At 53.8% G+C, this 21,353-nt stretch carries 17 protein-coding genes; 9 read left to right on the forward strand and 8 right to left on the reverse strand.

What is annotated here, in order from left to right:
* Positions 1-57 precede the first annotated feature (57 nt).
* Both NH461_RS09150 and phnR read left to right on the forward strand, forming a co-directional pair.
* Positions 58-1,767, forward strand: coding sequence for a putative 2-aminoethylphosphonate ABC transporter permease subunit (locus NH461_RS09150; protein ID WP_261600063.1), 1,710 nt, complete (start codon positions 58-60; stop codon positions 1,765-1,767).
* Positions 1,768-2,034: 267 nt separating this feature from the next.
* Positions 2,035-2,736 carry a phosphonate utilization transcriptional regulator PhnR gene (gene phnR, locus NH461_RS09155; RefSeq protein WP_261600064.1) on the forward strand — a complete coding sequence of 234 codons (702 nt, stop codon included), beginning with the start codon at positions 2,035-2,037 and terminating at the stop codon, positions 2,734-2,736.
* Positions 2,737-2,885: 149 nt separating this feature from the next.
* Here phnR and NH461_RS09160 read toward each other — a convergent pair whose 3' ends face one another.
* The 6 genes from NH461_RS09160 to NH461_RS09185 all read right to left on the reverse strand — a co-directional run bounded on the left by NH461_RS09160 (position 2,886) and on the right by NH461_RS09185 (position 9,823).
* The gene (locus NH461_RS09160; protein ID WP_261600065.1) at positions 2,886-4,298 is read right to left on the reverse strand and encodes an FAD-dependent oxidoreductase; all 1,413 of its coding nucleotides are present in this window, start codon (positions 4,296-4,298) and stop codon (positions 2,886-2,888) included.
* A 157-nt stretch (positions 4,299-4,455) separates the two neighbouring features.
* Complete coding sequence (locus NH461_RS09165) at positions 4,456-6,117, reverse strand: murein L,D-transpeptidase (RefSeq protein WP_261600066.1); 1,662 nt, start codon at positions 6,115-6,117, stop codon at positions 4,456-4,458.
* 384 nt (positions 6,118-6,501) lie between these two features.
* Positions 6,502-7,155, reverse strand: a complete 654-nt coding sequence (folE, locus tag NH461_RS09170; protein ID WP_261600067.1) for a GTP cyclohydrolase I FolE — start codon at positions 7,153-7,155, stop codon at positions 6,502-6,504.
* 231 nt (positions 7,156-7,386) lie between these two features.
* Positions 7,387-7,905: a hypothetical protein gene (locus NH461_RS09175; RefSeq protein WP_261600068.1), complete on the reverse strand. Its 519-nt coding sequence runs from the start codon at positions 7,903-7,905 to the stop codon at positions 7,387-7,389.
* Entirely contained in the window at positions 7,902-8,771 is an 870-nt protein-coding gene (locus NH461_RS09180; protein WP_261600069.1) for an NAD(P)H-binding protein, read from the reverse strand. Before NH461_RS09180 ends, NH461_RS09175 begins: the two co-directional genes overlap by 4 nt.
* A gap of 71 nt (positions 8,772-8,842) precedes the next feature.
* The gene (locus NH461_RS09185; protein ID WP_261600070.1) at positions 8,843-9,823 is read right to left on the reverse strand and encodes an AraC family transcriptional regulator; all 981 of its coding nucleotides are present in this window, start codon (positions 9,821-9,823) and stop codon (positions 8,843-8,845) included.
* Positions 9,824-10,167: 344 nt separating this feature from the next.
* On the opposite strand from NH461_RS09185, the gene moeA reads away from it, so the two are divergent.
* Positions 10,168-11,400, forward strand: coding sequence for a molybdopterin molybdotransferase MoeA (moeA, locus tag NH461_RS09190; protein WP_261600071.1), 1,233 nt, complete (start codon positions 10,168-10,170; stop codon positions 11,398-11,400).
* A 45-nt stretch (positions 11,401-11,445) separates the two neighbouring features.
* Positions 11,446-12,192 carry a molybdopterin-synthase adenylyltransferase MoeB gene (gene moeB, locus NH461_RS09195; protein ID WP_261600072.1) on the forward strand — a complete coding sequence of 249 codons (747 nt, stop codon included), beginning with the start codon at positions 11,446-11,448 and terminating at the stop codon, positions 12,190-12,192.
* 133 nt (positions 12,193-12,325) lie between these two features.
* On the opposite strand, the gene NH461_RS09200 is transcribed toward moeB, so the two are convergent.
* Entirely contained in the window at positions 12,326-13,165 is an 840-nt protein-coding gene (locus NH461_RS09200) for a S1 RNA-binding domain-containing protein (RefSeq protein ID WP_261600073.1), read from the reverse strand.
* A gap of 312 nt (positions 13,166-13,477) precedes the next feature.
* Between NH461_RS09200 and NH461_RS09205 the strand changes: the two genes are divergently transcribed.
* Positions 13,478-14,821 (forward strand): hypothetical protein, encoded by a 1,344-nt coding sequence (locus tag NH461_RS09205; RefSeq protein WP_261600074.1) that lies wholly within the window; start codon positions 13,478-13,480, stop codon positions 14,819-14,821.
* Positions 14,822-14,980: 159 nt separating this feature from the next.
* Positions 14,981-16,474, forward strand: coding sequence for a protein adenylyltransferase SelO (locus NH461_RS09210; RefSeq protein ID WP_261600075.1), 1,494 nt, complete (start codon positions 14,981-14,983; stop codon positions 16,472-16,474).
* Between the two features lie 187 nt (positions 16,475-16,661).
* Here NH461_RS09210 and NH461_RS09215 read toward each other — a convergent pair whose 3' ends face one another.
* Positions 16,662-17,537: a putative PEP-binding protein gene (locus NH461_RS09215; RefSeq protein WP_261600076.1), complete on the reverse strand. Its 876-nt coding sequence runs from the start codon at positions 17,535-17,537 to the stop codon at positions 16,662-16,664.
* A 267-nt stretch (positions 17,538-17,804) separates the two neighbouring features.
* Here NH461_RS09215 and NH461_RS09220 point away from each other — a divergent pair, with 267 nt between their 5' ends.
* The 3 genes from NH461_RS09220 (at position 17,805) to NH461_RS09230 (ending at position 21,178) form a co-directional block, all read left to right on the forward strand.
* On the forward strand, positions 17,805-18,860 hold the full coding sequence (locus tag NH461_RS09220; RefSeq protein ID WP_261600077.1) for a 3-deoxy-7-phosphoheptulonate synthase: 1,056 nt from the start codon (positions 17,805-17,807) through the stop codon (positions 18,858-18,860).
* Positions 18,861-19,199: 339 nt separating this feature from the next.
* Positions 19,200-19,682 carry a YajQ family cyclic di-GMP-binding protein gene (locus NH461_RS09225; protein ID WP_261600078.1) on the forward strand — a complete coding sequence of 161 codons (483 nt, stop codon included), beginning with the start codon at positions 19,200-19,202 and terminating at the stop codon, positions 19,680-19,682.
* 263 nt (positions 19,683-19,945) lie between these two features.
* On the forward strand, positions 19,946-21,178 hold the full coding sequence (locus NH461_RS09230) for an HDOD domain-containing protein (protein WP_261600079.1): 1,233 nt from the start codon (positions 19,946-19,948) through the stop codon (positions 21,176-21,178).
* The last annotated feature ends 175 nt before the right edge of the window (positions 21,179-21,353 follow it).

A 21,353-nucleotide genomic window follows, 5' to 3' on the forward strand; every position in this document is an offset into this window, starting at 1 on the left:
ATGGTCTTCAAGACAACTGCGGCGCCCAAAATACCGCCAATGACCCGTGAGCCATCCATGAGCCATTCTCAGACACGCAGCAAGCCGCGGCTCCATCAAATCCGCAGCGCTTTTAGTCGTGACAACCTGATCCTGGCAATCGTGCTCGGCGGGGTTGCGATCATCCTGGCGCTTTTCGTTTTGGCGCCCCTGGGAGCCATGCTGCAAAAAAGTGTTCTCGACCGCGACGGCAATTTCGTCGGACTGGCCAATTTTGCCGAGTATTTTGCCTCACCGGCCCTGTGGCTCTCGCTGCAAAACACGCTGGGGATTGGGTTTATCGTCACCCTGGCTGTCGGCCTGCTGGCGTTCGGCTATGCCTTCGCCCTGACCCGAAGCTGTATGCCGTTTAAAGGATTGTTTACCGTCATCGGCGCAGCCCCGATTCTGGCTCCTTCATTGCTGCCGGCGATCAGCCTGATCTACCTGTTCGGCAATCAGGGGATCGCTAAAGACTGGCTGATGGGTTATTCAATCTACGGCCCAATCGGGATTGCACTGGGCTTAATTTTCTGGACATTTCCGCACGCGGTGATGATCCTCAACACCTCGCTGAAAACCTCCGATGCACGCCTGTATGAAGCTGCCCGGGCACTCAATACCTCGCCGGTGAAAACCTTCTTCATCGTCACCCTGCCTGCGGCGAAATACGGCCTGATCAGTGCGCTGATCGTGGTCTTCACCCTGGTGGTGTGTGACTTCGGGGTGCCGAAGGTCATCGGCGGACAATACAATGTGCTGGCAACCGACATTTTCAAACAGGTGGTTGGGCAACAGAACTTCTCGATGGGTGCAGTCACCAGTGTGATCCTTCTGCTCCCCGCCCTGCTGGCGTTCGCTGCCGATCGCTGGGTTCAGAAGAAACAACAAGGGCTGTTTGATTCCCGCTCTGTGGCCTACACCCCGAGCCCGCACAAAATTCGGGACGGCCTGTGCTTCCTGTTCTGTGCCGGGATCTCGGTGGCTATTCTGGCTGTGATCGGAATGGCGGTTTACGGCTCGCTGGTCACGTTCTGGCCGTGGAATCTGACTCTGAGCCTGAACAACTACAACTTTGCCGAGTTCAGTACCTACGGCTGGGCACCTTACTTCAACTCAATTCAGCTGGCCAGCCTGGTGGCCGTGATCGGCACCGTGGTGATTTTTATCGGTGCTTACTGTATCGAGAAAGGCCGGAGCTTCGGCCCGCTCCGGAGCCTGCTGCAAATGATTGCGATTCTGCCGATGGCCGTTCCCGGCATGGTCTTGGGGTTGGGATATATTTTCTTCTTTAACCACCATGCCAACCCGATGTCGGTGCTGTACAGCACCATGACGATTCTGGTGATCAACACTGTGATCCACTACTACACGGTCGGCCATATGACCGCCCTGACCGCACTGAAACAGCTGCCGGCGGAAGTAGAGGCGATCTCAGCCTCGATCAAAATGCCGCAATACAAAGTGTTTCTTAAAGTAACGGTTCCGGTCTGTACGCCGGCCATTCTGGAGATCGCGGTGTACCTGTTCGTCAACGCCATGACCACCACCTCGGCCATCGTGTTCCTGTACGCCACCGATACCATGCCGGCTTCCGTGTCTGTCCTGAACATGGACGACGCCGGACAAACCGGTCCGGCGGCAGCGATGGCGGTCATGATCCTGCTCACCGCAGCCGGAGTGAAGCTGGCCCATGTCGGTGCCGGACGCCTGATTGAACGCTCGACTCAGGCCTGGCGAACACGCTGACCTGAACCAGAGACTTACAATGCCATTCAATGCCCCTGTTCATTGAATGGTCATAGAAAACAGATAGGCTCTTTTGACAACAAATACCAAGCTGAAGATATGGGAAACTGCTTGTGCGGCCCCCAAAATCAGCTTGGTATTTTTATAATAAATCACTGAAAAGCGATACGTTATCTTCAGCACCGCCGCGGCGATACCGTATGCCCCGGGCCGAAAGTTGATATAATGCCCAAGCGCACCGCGCATGACTTGAATGAAAGGTAGATCGTGCAATATTTAAAAATCATGGAAGCCATCAACGAGCAGATTGATGCCGGACTTCTGATTGCAGGCAATAAACTGCCGGCCGAACGTAAACTGGCCGAATCTTTTAATACCACACGGGTGACTCTGCGGGAGTCTCTGGCCCTGCTGGAAGCGGAAGGCAAGCTGTATCGCGAAGATCGCCGCGGCTGGTTTGTCTCCCCGGAGCCTTTAAAATACGATCCCACCTATACCACGAACTTTCCGGCGATGGCGAGAGAGCAAGGCCGGGTCGCGCGCTCCCAGCTCCTCTCGGCCAAGCGGGTTCCGGCCAGCCGTCGGGCAGCTTCTCTGCTGCAACTGCCGCCGCTGACGGAAGTCTACCGGATCGACCGCCTGCGCTTTTTAGATGAGCGCCCGGTTGTCGTGGTAACCAACTTCGTTCTGCCCCAGCATTTTCCGAACCTGCTGGATCACGATGTCACCAACTCGCTGACCACCACCTATCGCGAGCAGTACAACGTGATTTACTCGAAAACCCGCTATCGGGTCAGTACGACCTCCCTGTTGGGAGATACGGCTCAGGCATTACGTGCCACCTCCGGCAGCCCGGCCATGTTTGTCGAACGCCTGAACTATGATCAGCACGATAACCTGATTGACTGCGACCTCGAATACTGGCGCCATGATGCGATCTGCATCGAATCACTGGCCACGTTGACCTAAACGCCAGCTCAATCGGCAGCCGATCTCTCAGACAATCCCGCCACTGCGACCCATGAAAAAACCGCCAATCTTCAAAAATTGGCGGTTTTGTTATCGAAAACGCAATACTGAGATACTGAGCGGCTGAGCGGCTGAGCGGCTGAGCGGGGTTATCCTTTATCCGCCTTCCCGGCGGCATTGGCAAATTTTGCCAATTGTCGGTCCAGCCAGTTCGGCTTGAGGCCAGCATCTTCGGCGGCCTCTTTGCGACGGATGGCATTACGAACCAGCATCGCCCCGCTCCAGCGCACCGGCTCCGGCGGAAAATAGCCTTTCGGTCCGGAGACTAACCCGCAACGACGCCAGGCGTTGTCCTGCTCCAACACCAGAGACGCCAGGATTTGGCCGCCAATCCAGGTTTGCGCCACTCCGTTGCCTGAGTATCCCAGACCATAGACGATATTCGCGTTCTGCTTCAGGTGGCCAAAGAACGGCAACCCGGTCACCGAACGATCCGAAGCCCCGGTCCAGGTCGTCGCAAACGGCTCATCTGCCAGCGATGGAAAGAACCCGGCAAAGGCCCGGCGCAACAACGACTGATACCGGCTCGGCTGATCAAACAACGGGCTCACCCGGTTGGCAAATGAGAAGTGATTCCCACCCTTGCCCAGCATCAAACGACCATCCGGCGTTGTGCGGTAGTAATGGACGAAAATCCGCGAATCCACAACCGCCTTGCCATCAGCCAGACCAAGCTGCGCCAGCTTGTCCGGGATCGGCTTGGTGATCGCCATATCGGAAGACACCAGCACGATACTGCGGCGAAATTCGGGAAACTTCTCCACCATCCAGGCATTCAGCGCCAGCACCACCTTGCCGGCAAAAATATCAGCCTGCGGTGTCGTAACAGTAATCGGCGCATCGGTATTGATATCTTCCATCGGGGTGTGCTCATACACGGCCACCCCCAATTGCTCCGCTACCCGCTTCAGGCCCCGCGCCAGCAGCGCCGGTTGCACACTGCCGGCAGCCGGAGAAAAGACCCCTTCCCGATGCAGCGTTGAGCCCGCGGCCTGCTGAACCTGATCGGCTTCCCACTGCTGCCAGCTATTGATTTCCTGTGCATCCAGTGCCTGCAATACCGGATCCAGACAGCCTTCCTGCGCGGCATTAGTGGCGGTATACAGCGCGCCGTGACGCCTGAGCTGGGCATCAATCCCATGGGTGTGGCAAAACGATTCAATCTCATAAACCGCCTGCTCAGACGACTGGACCAACCGGACCGCTTCTTCTTCGCCGAAGAGTTTTCTCATCGACAGGTACTTGGTCGACCAGGTCAGCATACAGCCGCCGTTCCTGCCTGATGCCCCGCTGCCGCAGAGCCCCTTTTCGATCACCACGACATCCAGCGACGGTTGCTGTTGTTTCAGGTTGATTGCTGTCCAGAGCCCGGTAAAGCCCCCGCCAACAATACAGACATCGGTTTGGATATCGTGTGTGAGGACTTTTGCCGTCGTCGGCGATTCCGCTTTCATCGCTTGGGCAAACCAGTACGGCTGGAATGCCTGGTGGTTCTTGTTCATGATTCACCTTGGTATAGACCAAATTAGAGGTGCTAATTTAAATCTATCCTGTGAACAATTGATGATCCCCGCGCGCTGACATAAATAATTCATTTACCAACACCAAAAAGCCCGATCCGGTGTGATCCGGACCGGGCAATTGGCGGCCTTCACAGGCTCAGTAACTGAAATCTTTCAGAGTTATATATTGCGGCTCAACCGGTTTGGCACCCGGCCGGTCATAGCCGTAAATATCTTCACGCATTTGCAACTGCTGATGCTCGTCCAGCCAGGCCGTCACATAGGTAAAATCCACATCGACCCGTTTTGCCAGGCTAATCGTATCCTGCGCTTCATCGTGAACCAGGGTCCGGTATGGCGGGATCCCCGGGCGGGCCTGGTAATCGAGCAAGAATTCCGCCAGCTCATCGGCTTTTTCGACCCGGACGCAGCCGGAGCTGAAACTACGCTTATGCTGCTGAAACAGGCCACGGGCCGGGGTGTCGTGCAGAAAGACCGAGTAGTCATTGGGCATCAGGAACTTCACCCGGCCCAGGGCGTTTCGCGGTCCGGGTCCCTGCTGAAACTCATAGGGGAAAGTTTCCGGATCAACCGTACTCCATTCAATTTGCTCCGGCGCAATTTCACTGCGGTCACGCCAGCTGCGGACAATCCGTATATTCCGCTCGGCCAGATAGCTCGGCGAAACTTTCACACTCGGGATCACATCTTCCTGTTTAATGGTCGTCGGCACATTCCAGTATGGGTTCACGACCATGGTATTGAGCGAGGAAGAAAACAGATACGTTGGCCGGCTACTGCGCCCGACAATTACTTTCGACTCAAACAGCAACTGCTCATCACGGGTAACCCGCAGCATGTAATCAGGGATATTGACCTCAATGCGCGGTCGATCCGTGCCTTGCGAACCAAAGCGGCTGCGTTGCAGGTTCAGCGCAATCACCCGTGCAACCTCCGTATAGGGCAACGTCAGTTGGTGTGCGGTCGCCGGGCCGATGATCCCATCATCGACTAAGCCGTTGCGGCGCTGAAAAGCTTGAACTGCATGGTGCACCTCACCGCTGTTGGTGATCGTGCTTTGCTCTTCCAGCAGCGTATAATCAAGCTGACTGATATCCCCATACTGCAACAGGACATCCAACAACTGATGCCCATTCGGGATCACTTGATGTTCCTTAATGAATCCCCGGCCGGGGAATGCCAGTTCATGAGGCGAGAGGGTGCGGAACTTTTCTGCCAGCACGACGGCGTTTGCCAACCGTTTGACCTGGGGACGAAGCTGGTACAATTCATCAGCCAATTGCAATGGCAGCTGAGTCAGCGTCGATGTTTCAGCCGTCTGAGCCATCAAAGGGAAACTCTGATGAACAAATAGCCGGCTGGGCTTTGACTCGACCTGTTGAATTGCGGATTTATAGACTAAAAAAGTATCCGTGGCCAGAATATCGAAAGCGCGTTGATCCTGTTCGTGTTTCAACTGATCCAGTTCGGCAATCCGCAACATTAACCCGGGAACTAACTCGGCATAAGCCAGAGATTTTAATTGCAAAAATAACTCATCGCGCAATGTCTGATGCATCCAAATCGGATAATAATGATTGGCTGCGTACACCTGCTCCAATAATTCGGGGAAACAAACCTTCTCTGAGCGATGCGGGCATAAACTTTGCTGACTGACCGCCTGGTAGCTTGCCAGCGGCGCCAGCCCTAACCGTGCTTCCGCCTGCACACTGCCGGAAGAGAAAGCAACGGCAGCTGAAATAGAAGACATCACACCGAATTTCAACGCGGCATACAAGGTACGGCTTACTTCGAACATTATTAACAATCCTTATTCAGGAAGAAGACTATTAATGCTCTCAATCCATGATGGCTATTGATTTTATATCGCCGGAATAAATATCCTTCATTACCCAGCGATATTTAATATTTAGTCAACAAAGTAACAAGATGACAAATAAATACCAAAATTACTTTTAAGCCACTGTTTTCAAATCATCAGAAATATATAGCCCTTCGCCAACCCAGAAATTATTTCATACTTTTTTAGTAAATACGGTTCGTTGATTTGGTTTACCCATCAGCGTTCACTGACCGGATAAATAATCCAAATCACAGTCAGGAAGTATTCACACATAGCGTCTGAAAATAAAAAAGGCCGGCTGATCGATCAGCCGGCCTTTCAAATTGTAAAAAATGGCTATTAACGCAAACCGTTCAGAAACTCCGCGCGGGTTGCCGGGTTGCGCTTGAAGATCCCGCCCAACGCAGTCGTCGTTGTTGTGCTGGTCGCATCCATCACCCCACGCGCTTTTACGCAATAGTGTGTCGCGTCCATGGTGACCGCAACATCGTCGCTCTCCAGCAACGTTTGCAGAGCCACCAGGATCTGCTGCGTCATACGCTCCTGCACCTGCGGGCGCTGCGCAAAGAAGCGGACTATCCGGTTAATCTTGGACAAGCCGATAATTTTGCCGCGTGGGATATACGCCACGGTTGCTTTACCGTCGATCGTGACCAGGTGATGCTCACAGGTACTGGTGAGGGTGATATCTTTCACACGAACCATTTCATCACAGTTCATCTTGTTTTCAATGACGGTGATCTTCGGGAAGTTTGCGTAATCCAGGCCGGAGAAGATTTCATCCACATACATTTTTGCAATTCGATGTGGCGTTTCCATCAAGCTGTCATCGGTTAAATCCAGCGACAGCAGCCCGAGGATTTCACGCATATGGTATTCAATTTGCTCTTTCTTTTCTTCGCGGCTGACCACCCGGTCGGTCATCGGTGTTTCAAGCCCGCGCGCTTCCAGTGCGTTACGCACCTTTAATGCAGATTCACTTAATGCCGTCATTCTTTCCCCTCCAACTGGCCCAGGCGTAATGCAGTATCAGTGCCTAAATATCAGCAGCCAGCGATAATCAAGCCCGAAGGATACCTGTAATCGCCGCAAAATACACTACGTAATTGCGAAATGGCTATTCCGGGCCCGTGCGGCACCAGCCTGAGCATTTATTTCTCCCCTGTTGATGAGGAAAAGATAGCGGATCGCGCCAGAGCGCAGGGGAAATCAGAGAAACCCACATTAATATGAGTGTTTTCTCTGTTCTCGCACCGGAATCGGCTTGAGGCAGAAATAATATGCCCAGGCGATCAAAATACATTGCAGGGGCGCGCGGAGCAGTAAGTAGACCGGCCCCCACTGATGGCCGCCTAATCCGACCTGATGCATTGCCGCATAGATGTTGGCAGGGAAAAAGATCACAAACACCCCAATCGCCAGTTGCGCTGTCCGGATCCGAAACCGCGGGATCAATAACCCGGCCGCGATGACCAGCTCCAGGAGTCCCGTGGCATACACCAGTTCAAGTCGCACCGGCAACCAGGGGGGCAGCATCGCAACCATGCCTTGTGTTTCCACCCCGTGACCGATGGCAAAAAAGATAAAAGCTAGGCTTAACCCCCAAAAGGCCTGCTGTTGCCGGGCCAAGGCCAGGCTCTGAGCCGAGGACTGAGCCGGATGCTGACGCTGTCTCCGGCCCAATAATCCGGCAATCAGCATCGGGCCGGTCAGCAGCAGGAGAATGATGATTGGCGTGATCATGCGAACGCCTCCCGGTCGGCATAAATCCGTTTGGGTATCCAGCCGAGTGTTGCTTCTGCCTTTTGGCTGGAAAAAACCTGCTTTAATCCATATCCCTCGGTCCAGCCCCCATAAATCGCACGCCACTGTACCTCGGCATGGGTCAAAATGGGTCCTGCTGCGAGCGATTGAGCCAGGGTTGCCACACTCACCGCCGGATCGCCGACGCCGATATATTCTTCCCCTGGCGCACCTTTTTCCAGCACCAGCCGATACAATTCAGCCAGATTCTGCCGCTCCACCAGCGACCAGGTCAGTGACAGCGACGTAGGGACCGTCGGCTGCCCGTTGCGTTCCAGCTCCATCAGCATAATGGGCGGAACATATTGCTCTTCGGCGCGAATCACATTGGCCGGAGTGACAATCCGCAGATCGACATTCGGCTGCGCTGCCAGCCACGCCCCGTTGTCATTCATCCATTGAAACGCCTCAATGGACTGGCGCTCAGAGTGTTCGGTGATCACCTGCTCATGATTGCCGTAAGTCCAGCAACCGTTGGTATAGAGCACGATTAAAGGGGTTTTCCGCGTTTTTGCATGCGAGGCTAATGCCTGCACAAAGCGACGATCTTCAGCTGCCATGCTTTCCTCAAAGCTGCAGGCGGTATGGATCACGGCATCAACCTGTTCAAGATGCGCCGACCAGATTTCAGGTTCCGACATGTTGCCCTTGACCGGCAAACACCCAGCGGCGGCCGCCTGCTGCGCACTGGCCGAAGAACGACACAAGGCAAGGACCCGGTATTCATGATTCAGCAGCGCTTCGGCCACCGCACTGCCGATATTGCCGGTCGCCCCGGTTAGAAAAACGGTTGTGATTTGACTCATGACTCTCTCCCTGACGTTGTTTTCCATCAACTTACGGACAATAACCTGTCAGGAAAAGACATCGGCTGAACTTACCGACTGATCATCGATAGCGCCGGATGAATCGTCGATTTTTCGGCACGGCTTCCCTGCTCTCCCAACCGGTATTGCTTGGGTGTGGTCTGGTGAAATTGCTTAAAGTTTCGGATCAGTACATCGCTGGACTGAAAGCCGCAGTACTGCGCAATTTGCTGGACCGAGTCAGTGGTTGTCACCAGACGTTCGGCGGCAATAAAGCAGCGCCACTGCCGTAAAAACTGAAGCGGCGCCGTCCCGGCGATCCGTTTAAACCGTTCGGCAAACGACGAGCGCGACAACGCGGCAAGACTCGCCAGTTCTTCCACCGTCCAGTCCCGGGCAAAATTATTCTGGATCGCCAGAATCACGGACGCCAGATGGCGATCGTGCAGCGCACGTAGCCAGCTCGGGTTAATGGCCAGTGTATTCAGCCCCCGTAACATCTCGAGAAAAAACAGCTCCAGCAAGTGCTTCATGGCCAGATCATGGCCGGCTTCCCGGTCCAGGTTTTCCTGGTAAATCCAGGTCAGATAATTCTCCAGCCGATCCCCGGGATCAATATCAACCACGATGGTATTCGGCATCCCGCCAATTTTGGGATCCTGCCCCCAGTGCTGCACCATGGAAAAGCGGATATTGCCGCACATCAGCTGACACGGTGCGCCATCCCCGCCAATGTTCATCTGCCGGATCGCTTCCGGCGTCTGATGCTCAAACAGCGCGCTGACCGACAGACAAGGCACACCGGGCTCACTCATGATGCGGTGCGCACAGCCATAGGGCAGCAGGATCAGTTGTCCTGCTCGCAGGTGGATCGGCGCCTGCCCCTCCACTTCCACCACGCAGCGGCCCGAACGCAGGTAGCTGAACGCCCCGCAATCGAGCTGGGTTTCAGCCATTCCCCACGGCTCGCGCAGCCCGACCTGGGCGAACACTTCCACCTGTGGCGAAAGATGATGGATAAACTGACTTAAGGGATCTTGAAAGTGCATCATCACAATCCATATCAAACGATATGATGATTCAACGGCGAAAGCCGCGAAGCGTCAAGGTGGGACCTGGGATCCTCGGCGTCCTGTCACAACTTCTCGCTTTATCACGGACTTCGAGCTTTCTTATCTACTTCAAGCTTTCTCGCCTACTTCATGTCTGCTCACATTCTTCATGCCGTTTAACCCCTTCACATGCGATTCCGCGCGATGCCCCACTGGCCGCTCTATCACAAAGGGGGTATTCTGCCCGCGTTGCCACAGACAGATTAGTGATGCCCCTGTTTTTTTGTCATAATGGCTTCCACGCCAAATATGTATAAGCCGTTGACGACAAACAGGTACACTTTATGGGATGTTGTGATGTGCCAGGCCTGATGCCTGTAGAAGATGCCCTGACCAAAATCTTGGCAGAGGTCAAACCTTTAACGAAAACCCACACGGTTGCACTGGCCGATGCCATTGGACTGGTGCTGGCTGAAGACATTTGTTCACCAATCAATGTTCCGCCTTTCGCAAACTCAGCCATGGATGGGTATGCCCTGCGCTGTGCCGATCTCGAACACACCGACACCCTGACCCAGGTCGGCAAATCCTTTGCCGGGGCCCCGTTCGACGGACGTTGCGACGAAGGCCAGTGTGTGCGCATCATGACCGGTGCAGAAATTCCGGCCGGTGTCGACACTGTGGTGATGCAGGAAGAAACCGAAGCCGATGGCGATCAAATCCGCTTTCTGGCCCGACCGAAAGCACAACAGAATATCCGCCCGATTGGCGATGATGTCTGCCAGGGCGATGTGGTCGTCGCCAAAGGTCACCGCCTGACTGCCCGCGAAATGCCGCTGCTGGCCTCTCTGGGGATTGCCACTGTGCCCGTTTATCAGCGTCCGTGCGTGGCCTTTTTCTCAACCGGTGACGAGCTGCGCCCGGTTGGCGAGCCACTCGAAGCCGGTCAAATCTACGACAGTAACCGGTACGGCATTCGTGCCCTGCTGGAGAAATTCGGCTGCGAGGTGATGGATCTTGGGATCATCCCGGATGAACCGGAAAAACTGCGCGCTGCATTCCAGCAGGCAACGCAAGCCGACGTGTTGATCACCTCCGGCGGCGTCAGTGTCGGCGAAGCGGACTACACCAAGACGATCCTCGATGAGCAAGGCGAAATCGGTTTCTGGAAAATTGCGATGAAACCGGGCAAGCCGTTTGCCTTTGGCACCATCGGCAACACCTGGTTCTGCGGTCTGCCGGGCAACCCGGTCTCTGCCATGCTGACCCTGTACCAGCTGGTGCAGCCGATGCTGGCAAAACTGGCCGGACACAGCCAGTATCAGCCACCGCAGCGTCTGAAAGCCAAGGCCACCACCGCCTTTAAAAAGCAGCCGGGCCGGACGGATTTCCAACGTGGGATTTACCAAATCGGTGCGGACGGGCAATTTGAAGTCGCCACCACCGGCAATCAGGGCTCCGGCGCTTTCAGCTCCATGCATCTGGCCAACTGCTTTGTGATTCTAGAGCGCGAGCGCGGCCGGGTTGAGCCGGGGGAAACCGTCACCATCGAGCTGTTCAACCAGACGATGTACTGATGCCCCCATCTTCAACTGCCCAGTGAGAATGAACAGGAATAACCCGTGGTAGAACTTAGCGACGCAGAAATGCTGCGTTACAACCGCCAGATCATCCTGCGCCAGTTCGATTTTGACGGCCAGGAAGCCCTGAAGGCGTCATCTATGCTGATCCTCGGTGCAGGCGGCCTCGGCTGTGCGTCAACGCAGTACCTGGCTGCTGCCGGGGTCGGCAAGCTGACCTTGATTGATGACGACACCGTTGAAGTTTCGAACCTGCAACGCCAGGTGCTGCACAGCGATGCAACAGTCGGCCTGCTCAAGGTGGATTCGGCCAAACAAGCGCTGCAAACCATCAACCCCAATACTCAGGTCGACACCCTGGCCCGCCGTCTTGATGACAGCGAGCTGCTGTCGCTGATCGCGCAGCATAGCCTGGTGCTCGATTGCAGCGACAATGTCGAGACCCGCAACCAGCTCAACCGCTTGTGCCACCAGAGTCGCACGCCCCTGATCTCAGGCGCGGCGATTCGGATGGAAGGGCAAATCAGTGTCTATACCTATCAGGATGACGAGCCCTGCTATCAGTGCCTCAGCGCCCTGTTCGGACAGCAGGCCCTGAGCTGCGTGGAAGCCGGGATCATGTCGCCGGTAGTTGGGATTGTCGGTGCGGTGCAGGCGATGGAGGCGATCAAAGTGGTTGCCGGTATGGGCCAGCCGCTGAACGGTAAAATCCTGATGCTGGATGCCATGACCATGAGCTGGCGGGAGATGAAGCTGAGCAAGCAACCGTCTTGTCCGGTGTGCAGATAATCCGGTGCAACAGAGCGTTCTGCCAGCGTCAGATTCAAAAACAACAAAGCCGGTCATCTGACCGGCTTTGTATTTTATAGGGGCACGGAATGGTGCGCTGGATGGCATCACACCAAACTTTGAAGCACCGAAATTAGTTGTCGTTAAGACGGATCCCGTCACGCTCAATGAGGATCAGCCCTTTCTTATACAAACCACCAATGGTTTTCTTGAACGTGGCCTTGCTGGTGCGGAACTCTTTAAAAATCGCTTCCGGAGACGATTTGTCACTAAGCGGGATAAAACCACCCTTGCGTTCCAGCGTGGTCAGGATCTTATCCGCCAGATCATCCACTTTTGCCCGACCGGCTTTTTGCAGAGATAGGTTGATCTTCCCGTCCGGACGAATTTCCTTGATAAAAGCTTTGAGTTTTTTCCCCGGGAACAGTTTACCGAAGGATTCCGTGCGGAAAAGTAATCCCCAGTGCTCATCTTCGATCACCGCCTTGTACCCCAGGTCGCTCACTTCCGCGATTTGTACCTGCACTTCCTGGCCAACCTGGTAGCGTGCCGGGGTTTTATCCAGGAAACGGTTGAACTTGGTCGAACCAACAATCCGGCCGGACGCTTTGTCGGTATAGATGCGAACCATGATGTCCTGACCCTCTTCCAGACGACGGCGCTGCTCACTGAACGGGACCAGCAAATCTTTTTTCAGGCCCCAATCGACGAAAGCACCGACACCACAGATCCCCACCACGCGCAGCAATGCAAAATCACCCACCTGCGCCAGCGGACGCTCCGTGGTGGCAATCACGTCATCTTCAGAATCAAAATAAATAAAGACTTCGAGTTCATCACCCAGCTCTGTGCCGGCCGGGACATCTGATTTCGGCAACAGAATATTGCCAAAGTCTTCACCACCATCAAGGAATACGCCAAAATCTACCTGTTTGACGACCTCTAACGTGTTGTATTGTCCAATTTTAATCATCTGTTCGACACTCTCTGGGTAAATAAAAACGAACCAGGCAACCCGCCTGTCAGGCCGCTGACAACCGTTGCAGCCCATCATTATCGGTTGTAGGCGGCGCATTATACGTGATGTTGCTCCACCCCGCCTCGCCTATCGGCACTTATTTGATTGTTTTTCCGGCTAACGAAGCCTCATACTGGGTTATACAATAAGATTAAACGATTAATTTTACGAAAAATCACTCGGCCGCTGACATTTCTGTCAAAAGTGAGTGATAATCTGCATCATCCTCTTTTCCATCATAAATTCATGACGAGGTCTTAAAGCATAGTGATCACTGTTGAGAAAAAAGACGGCCATAAAATAAAAATCTCCCACGTCATCCAGGAAACCACCAATCGACAGCTTGATCTCTACCTTTTCGTGCCCGGCGAACTGGGACTCAACCCCAACATTCTCTCCGAAGATGAGTTTTACCACACCGCCCTGCTCGGCAAGCGAACCTATTACAGTGATGTCAACCATCTGCCGCTGGTTCACAGCCGGCTCGCCAGCCGGGGCAAACTCTCGACCGAACAATACCGCCTGAGCCTGAGTTTGTATGCTTACCAGTATGCACTGGCGCTGGAAGAAACCGTCCAACAGCTGCTGGATGACAAGCTTGAACGAACGTTGGAAGAAGTCAGTGAAGTCGCCAATTTGGCTCTGCGGATCTTAAAACGGTTACGCCGGAATGTGCCCAGCGACAAGAAGCTGCACAAATACTATGAAAATATCGATAACTACCTGTCCTGGTATACCGAGCAACGCTGCCTGGCGCTGATTGCACACCTGCCGCGCAGCAGTGACTACCCGGAGATCAAGTCGCTGCTGATCGAGATTTGCGAGAATGAGGCCGCGCACCGCCTGAAACATGACTACAACTCCAGCCGGGCCACCCAGGATCCGACCCGGATGTCGAACAAGATGCGCCTGCTGCGCCGTCTGATCGAATACCCGGTGACCATGAAAGAACAAACCATGGCGCTGGGACAAAATACCAAAAAAATTGTGACCGGGTTTGCGGCTGGCTTTGTGATGATATTTGTCACCCTGATGCTGATTAAAGCGCGCGGGGTGCTGGGCGATATTACCGCGTCCTTTATCCTGGTGCTGTCGTTTATCTACGCGGCGCGGGAAGTGTTTAAAGATGATCTGAAAACCGTTCTGTGGCGCTGGGTTCGCAAAGGGAAGCCGAAATGGCGTAAACAGTTCTTCGATGCCAACTCCAACCGCCTGATCGGCCGTCAGCTAGAGTGGCTGGAGTACGCCAGCTATGACGTCCTGGACGAAGAAATTAAAAAGAAGCGTAAACACAAAGTCTCGCAACGGGAAGAAACCATCCTGCACTACAAGAGCACCACCCGGATGTCGACCACTAAGTTTATGACCGGTTACGAGCAGAGCCGCGAGTCGCTGCAACTGGATCTGCGAGTGATCTCGAAGATGATGGAAAAAGGCTCGCAGCGGGTATACCAACTGAAAGAAGGTCAGGTGTCCAAAGAGTCGGTAGAAAAGCGCCACCTGATCAATTTGATCACCCGGGAAACCGACGAAGACAACACGGTGCGGATCCAACGATGGAAAGTCATCGTCAACCGATCCAAGATTGTCGATATCGAGGCTATCGACTAAGCCAGAGTCCATTCAAGCTTTAAAGTCGCTATGCTTACAAAAGATAGCGACTGAGCCGAACACCGGAAAAACCCTACTTTTTATCTCTTGTTTGCGGCCGATAACTTGCTACCCTGACCGGACTTTCTACTCCCTGCTTCACTCGCTAAGGTCAGCTTGATGCGCGCACTTTCAGAACTGGTTTTCCATAACACTTACAGTGAATTACCGAGCGACTTCGGTACCCGGGTCACCCCCCAACCGCTGAGCGACCCTTTCCTGGTCAGTGTGAACCCGCAGATCTGCACCCTGTTGGAACTGGATCCGGCTCAGGCACAAACCGATTTTTTCATCGACCTGTTTACCGGCAACGATGAACTCGCCGGGTTTGACCCGATTGCGATGAAATACACCGGCCACCAGTTCGGCCAGTACAACCCGGCGCTGGGTGACGGGCGCGGTTTGCTGATGGGCGAAGTGTTAACCAGCGAAGGCAACAAGTGGGATATCCACCTCAAAGGTGCCGGCATGACCCCATACTCGCGCCAAGGCGATGGACGGGCGGTATTGCGCTCCAGTATTCGGGAATATCTCGCCAGCGCGGCGATGCATGGATTGGGGATCCGAACCACGCATGCCCTGGCGGTTCTCAGCAGCACCACCCCGGTCTACCGGGAGAAAGTCGAGCGCGGTGCGACCCTAATCCGGGTGGCGGAAAGCCACCTGCGCTTCGGTCACTTTGAGTACCTGTTCTATACCGACAAGCACGGCGACCTGAAGCTGTTGGCAGACTACCTGATCCAACATCATTTTCCGGACCTGCTGGCGGATGAAAGTCTGCAAGAACACACGCAGCCGGATCGCTATGCTGCCATGTTCCACCGAATTGTCAGCCTGACCGCCGAGATGATTGCCGACTGGCAGGCGGTGGGGTTTGCACACGGGGTGATGAATACCGACAACATGTCCGTGCTGGGCCTGACTTTCGATTATGGTCCCTACGGGTTTCTCGATGACTATCAGCCGGGCTTTATCTGCAACCATTCCGATTACAGTGGCCGCTACGCCTTTAATCAGCAGCCGTCCATCGCCTTGTGGAATCTTTCCGCGCTGGGCTATGCCCTGTCGCCACTGATTGATAAAGAGCTAATTGATGAAGCGCTCAACACCTATCAGCCACAATTGCAGCAATATTACAGTATCCGGATGCGCAGCAAACTCGGCCTGCAAGAACAGCTGCCACAGGACTCCCAGCTATTCAGCGATATGTTTGCCTTGCTGGCCCACCAAGCGGCGGACTATACCCTGTTTTTCCGTACTCTGTCGGAGATCCCCCGGGCCGAGCTGGCGCAAAGCGCGCACCAGTTCGAATCTTTCTTCGGATGCACCCAATCCCTGTCTGTTTGGCTGGCACAGTACGCAGCCCGGCTGAATAACGAAACTCAGACGGACACTCTGCGCCTGGCGGCGATGAAAGCGGCGAATCCGAAATTTATCCTGAGAAACTATCTGGCCCAGCAAGCCATTGACGCTGCGGAGCAGGGAGACTTTACGATGATTGAACAACTCCTGCAGGTGCTGGCAGCCCCGTTTGAGGAGCACCCGGATTACGCACATTTTGCAGCCGTGCCGCCGCAATGGGGCAAGGAACTTGAAATCAGCTGCTCGTCTTAAACCCATGCGGTTCGAACCGGCGCCGTCTCAGAACCTTCGCCGACTCTAGATACACATGCCTTAGATACACATGCCTGAAATACACATGCCCCGCGAACGGGGCTTTTCTTGATTCAATCGCTTCAGTTGCTTTAGTAGCTTAGTAGCTTAGTAGCTTAGTAGCTTAGTAGCTTAGTAGCTTAGTAGCTTAGTAGGAAATCACCTCATGGATCCCCTGCTCGAGCAACCACTGTTGCAGCTTGGGTGACTGCTCGATGGCGTGGCTGATGACTTCACACGGTTTATCCACGGCCACTGCCGCCTGAATCGCATGCTGCAGCAGTTTCAGGATCGCCTCGTTCTGATCATCATGCAGATAATTCAGCGCCGGATGCGCCGGATCCAGCCCCAAAGCGAATTGCCCAAGCTGATCGACATCGATCAGCATGCCGTCGAAATACGGCAGAAACTTCTCGGCCAGCAAGGCATTAGCTGGCAACTCACACATCAGATGGACCTTCAGCCCCTGAACACCACGACACAACCCCTGCTCGGCCAGCAAATCGATCATCGTGGCCGCTTCGCTGTAGGTCCGGACAAAAGGGAGCACCAGCTCAATGCGTTTGCCGCCTGCGGTTTGCCGGGCCAACTTCACCGCTTCACATTCCAAATCGAAGCTCGGGCGGTGAGTCGGATCGGCAAAACGGGACACACCCCGTAATCCAATCAGCGGATTAACCTCCGACGCTTCCAGCTCATGGCCGAGCAAACCACGCCGGCTGTGCGAATCCGCACCACTCAGACGGACCCGTAACGGACACTCGCCGTTGTGCGCCGCAGCCTGCACCAGAAATTGGACCAGCGTATGGACAAACCACTCCTCAGGGGTGGCATCACCGGCACGTGCCAGCACAGCCTGTTGGGTCGCTTCCGGCAAACGCATGGTTTCAGCAATGGCATACGGGTGAATGCCAATCAACCGACGAATTAAATCGTCCATGGAAACCAACCCAATCGGCAGGGTTGACTGCGTCAGTTGCGCCGGATCGTGTAACAGCTGTGTGAATTGTAAATTGCCTGTCATCTCTGCTTCCTGCCTTCCGTTACGGTGCCATGTACCTTGTGTCATTTGCCATCCGGTAACCATGCTACTTCACCGTCTAAGCTTATACCAACAACGACGCAACACCGTTTTGACCGATGACATTGGCCTACACAATTTTGCAACTAATTCAGACGGGTATTCAGCAGAAAAAGTTAAGCCATATCACAAGTTTGGTTTATTCCTGAGGTCATTTGGGCTATCTTAACGCGTCGTTATTTTTTGATATACCGAGATAGGCAACGAATTATGCCAATGAAAACAGATGAACTCCGCACGGTGAGCCTCGGCTTAATGCCGACACCAGCAGAAGTTGAAGCCGCTTCCCCGCTGACCGATGATATCGCAGCCCATGTCGCGAACGCCCGCCGCCAGGTTGAGGCGATTCTCTCCGCGCAGGACAGCAGGCTCCTGGTTATCGTTGGCCCTTGCTCGGTACACGACCCGGAAGCAGCCCTGGACTATGCCCGTCGGCTGAAAGCTGTTCAGGCGCAATACCAGGATCAGCTGTGTATTGTCATGCGCACCTATTTCGAAAAACCACGCACCGTCGTGGGCTGGAAAGGCCTGGTCTCCGACCCACACCTGGACGGCAGCCTGGATCTGATCAGCGGCCTGCACAAGGCCCGCAAACTGCTGGTCGATATCAACCAGATGGGCGTGCCGACCGCGACTGAATTTCTTGATATGATCACCGGCCAGTATATCGCCGACCTGATCACCTGGGGGGCCATCGGGGCCCGCACCACCGAATCGCAAATCCACCGCGAAATGGCTTCAGCGCTCTCCTGCCCGGTCGGTTTCAAAAACGGCACCGACGGCAACATCAAAATTGCCGTCGATGCGATCCGCGCGACCCGCGAGTCTCACGTATTCTGCTCCCCGGCCAAAACCGGCGAGATGACCATTTACCGCACCGCCGGCAACCCGTATGGCCATGTGATTCTGCGCGGCGGTAAAATGCCGAACTATCATCCGGAAGACATTGCGTCAGCCTGTGAAACCCTGGCCGCCTTTGATCTGCCGACCCGCTTGGTGGTGGATTTCAGCCACGGGAACTGCCAGAAACAACACAAGCGCCAGCTGGATGTCGCCGCAGATATTTGCGAGCAAATCCGAAACGGCAGCCAGTTCATCGCCGGCATTATGGCGGAGAGTTTCATTACCGAAGGCAACCAGGCCGTTGATCCGGCGCACCTGGATCAGTTGACCTATGGCCAGTCAATCACCGATCCTTGCATTGGCTGGGAAGATACAGTGACCCTGCTGGATATGCTGGCCAATGCAGTAAAGTCGCAAAAATAAGCTATATATAGAATCAGTTGGGGTGGTCGCGGAGCGTTTCGGTGGCTCCCTCCTCTTCACCCTTGATAGCTGCCGGATTCAATCCATGGGCTACTTTTTAGAAAGCAGAGAGCCAAAGATAAATCCGGCTGGGATTTATACCAATCACAGTCAGTAAGTGATCATAAATAGCGCAGGAAAACGTTTGAGAACAAGGCAAAATTTTTCGATCAGTAGTTATTCTACAATCAAAAATTCTAACGCAGTGATCGAGCGTTTTAACAAGCGAGGATGACCAGTGATTGACTACGATTGGTATTATCACCGAAAACAATTTCATCTTTAAACCAGGACAGAGACATGCCCTCTTTTGATATTATTTCTGACGTCGATTTTGTAGAAGTTCGCAACGCCGTCGACAACGCTTCCCGTGAGCTGGAAACTCGTTTTGATTTTCGCGGCGTCGATGCCAGCTTCAAACTGGAAAAAGAAGTCGTCAAAGTTGTTTCAGAATCTGACTTTCAGATCGATCAGCTGATGACCATTTTGCGCGGCAACCTCGCCAAGCGTAATGTCGATGCCGATTCCATTGATCAGAAGCCAACAACCCGCTCAGGTAAACTCAACATGTGCGATGTTGCCTTCAAACAAGGGATCGAAACCGCCACCGCGAAAAAACTGGTGAAAATGATCAAAGATTCCAAGATCAAGGTTCAGGCTTCAATCCAGGGTGACAAAGTTCGCGTCACCGGCAAAAAACGTGATGACCTGCAAGCGGTCATGGCCTTGGTTCGCCAGGCAGAACTGGATCAGCCGTTCCAGTTTGATAACTTCCGCGACTAATCCTTAAAGCAGAAGCACAACCAGTCACAAAAGCAACACCCGTAACAACGGCAGACAGCCGGCGCACTATACCAATAATCGAATCATCGTCCGACTGTCTGCTGATCAGACCAATATGTACGACCGTTTTTACTGATATTTAAAACAATTACGACGTGATAAACTACGACCTTTATTACCAATAAGAATATGTAGAAGAGGCCTGTCATGTCCGACTCAGGCTTACGAGACTTGTTGATTTACCATAAGTTAGGGGGTAATTCGTGGTAGAGTCGATTTTTTCTGAGAAGCGCTACACCAAAGAAGCGCAAGCTGCCGCATCAGAAATAAGTCAACAGGTACAGCAACGCCATGCCAGATGGATGGTGAGCCAACAGTATTTGGTCAACCAAGATGATGTTGATCACCTTTTAAGCCGGGAAACCGAGTTCTGCGAAACCATCATTCTGTATGAAGAAGAGCGGGTGACAAACAATCAACGTCTGTTACTCAGCTGTGAAACCGATAAAGTGCTTGAGCGACGCGCAGAGAGCGTGGTCCGACAAGAACGCTACAAACGTCTGGTCGAGCTGGTGCAACATGCCGCCAGTAAAGTCATGGAAACCCGATTCCAGCAGACGGATATTACCCGCCTGCTCAGTGTCCATGAAGGGTTCGGTGATTTCGCATCTTTTGCCTATTCCCCGACCCTGAATTTCCAGAAGCTGGGCTCGTTGGCGATCCTGTACCACTCCCTCGGGGTGAATCTCCTGGATTTGGTCAACGAACCGAAGTTCTGTCGACAAATGGGCAAAGCACCACGGAAAATTTCAGATCCGAAAACAGCCATTGGGTTTCTGGGCATCGACAACTGCCGGATGTTATATCCGATCCTGATGGCCAAACCCCTGCTGAAATGGGCTGACAAGAACACCAAGCTGATGGCGCCGAAGATGTGGCAACACAGCATCATGCTGGCAAATGCAACCCGCATGCGATTGAGCGATGTGAACTACCGGGAGCCGGACGAAGGTATCTTCCTCGGAATTGTCCGTAGCATTGGCCAGTTTACGATTTGTAACCATTTCACCAACTGTTTCGATATTGCCCTGGAGAGGGTCATGATGGAGCTGCGGGAGCAAGAGCGCCGGGAAGATTACTTTGCCTGTGCTGAAATTACCCATTCAATGGAGTTCCTGCCCGAAGTGCTGGCGAAGTGGGAAAAGAAACTGACCCAGAAGATTATCGATTATATTGAGTGGACGCCACGCACCCTGCACCTCAAGAATGCGCTGGAAGAAGACATCAATGATGTGCCGATTTACGAGCGGGGGCTGCACGGCGCTGCGCTGGGCCAGGGCCGGGTCTTTACGATTTATGACATGATGAGCAAAAGTAAAGCCTTCAGCCATGACCACGCGCCCTACTGGTTTGCCAATATGCAGATGGACGGTAGAATTCTCAAATCAATCAGCAGCCGTAACCCGGGCAAATTTACGCTGTCAATCATCGGCTAAGCGCAACATCCAATCAACCTTTCCGCATCGCGAGTCGCCCGACCAGCGATGCGGATCCCCGATATCCATTTCCGGCCGATATCACACTCAAGACAACACCATCCGCTCACACTGGAAGATAATGTTGAATTGACTCGCAAACTCACTATTTCATGCCGCCAGCGTTCTCAATCTC

Origin of the sequence: Photobacterium sp. TY1-4 (assembly GCF_025398175.1) — a bacterium.
GTDB lineage: Bacteria > Pseudomonadota > Gammaproteobacteria > Enterobacterales > Vibrionaceae > Photobacterium.

Coding starts and splice junctions, on each gene's coding strand:
- NH461_RS09150 (WP_261600063.1), top strand. CDS start 58: ATGAGCCATTCTCAGACACGCAGCAAGCCGCGGCTCCATCAAATCCGC.
- NH461_RS09160 (WP_261600065.1), bottom strand. CDS start 4,298: ATGAACAAGAACCACCAGGCATTCCAGCCGTACTGGTTTGCCCAAGCG.
- NH461_RS09165 (WP_261600066.1), bottom strand. CDS start 6,117: ATGTTCGAAGTAAGCCGTACCTTGTATGCCGCGTTGAAATTCGGTGTG.
- folE (WP_261600067.1), bottom strand. CDS start 7,155: ATGACGGCATTAAGTGAATCTGCATTAAAGGTGCGTAACGCACTGGAA.
- NH461_RS09175 (WP_261600068.1), bottom strand. CDS start 7,905: ATGATCACGCCAATCATCATTCTCCTGCTGCTGACCGGCCCGATGCTG.
- NH461_RS09180 (WP_261600069.1), bottom strand. CDS start 8,771: ATGAGTCAAATCACAACCGTTTTTCTAACCGGGGCGACCGGCAATATC.
- NH461_RS09185 (WP_261600070.1), bottom strand. CDS start 9,823: ATGATGCACTTTCAAGATCCCTTAAGTCAGTTTATCCATCATCTTTCG.
- moeA (WP_261600071.1), top strand. CDS start 10,168: ATGGGATGTTGTGATGTGCCAGGCCTGATGCCTGTAGAAGATGCCCTG.
- NH461_RS09200 (WP_261600073.1), bottom strand. CDS start 13,165: ATGATTAAAATTGGACAATACAACACGTTAGAGGTCGTCAAACAGGTA.
- NH461_RS09210 (WP_261600075.1), top strand. CDS start 14,981: ATGCGCGCACTTTCAGAACTGGTTTTCCATAACACTTACAGTGAATTA.
- NH461_RS09215 (WP_261600076.1), bottom strand. CDS start 17,537: ATGACAGGCAATTTACAATTCACACAGCTGTTACACGATCCGGCGCAA.
- NH461_RS09220 (WP_261600077.1), top strand. CDS start 17,805: ATGCCAATGAAAACAGATGAACTCCGCACGGTGAGCCTCGGCTTAATG.
- NH461_RS09225 (WP_261600078.1), top strand. CDS start 19,200: ATGCCCTCTTTTGATATTATTTCTGACGTCGATTTTGTAGAAGTTCGC.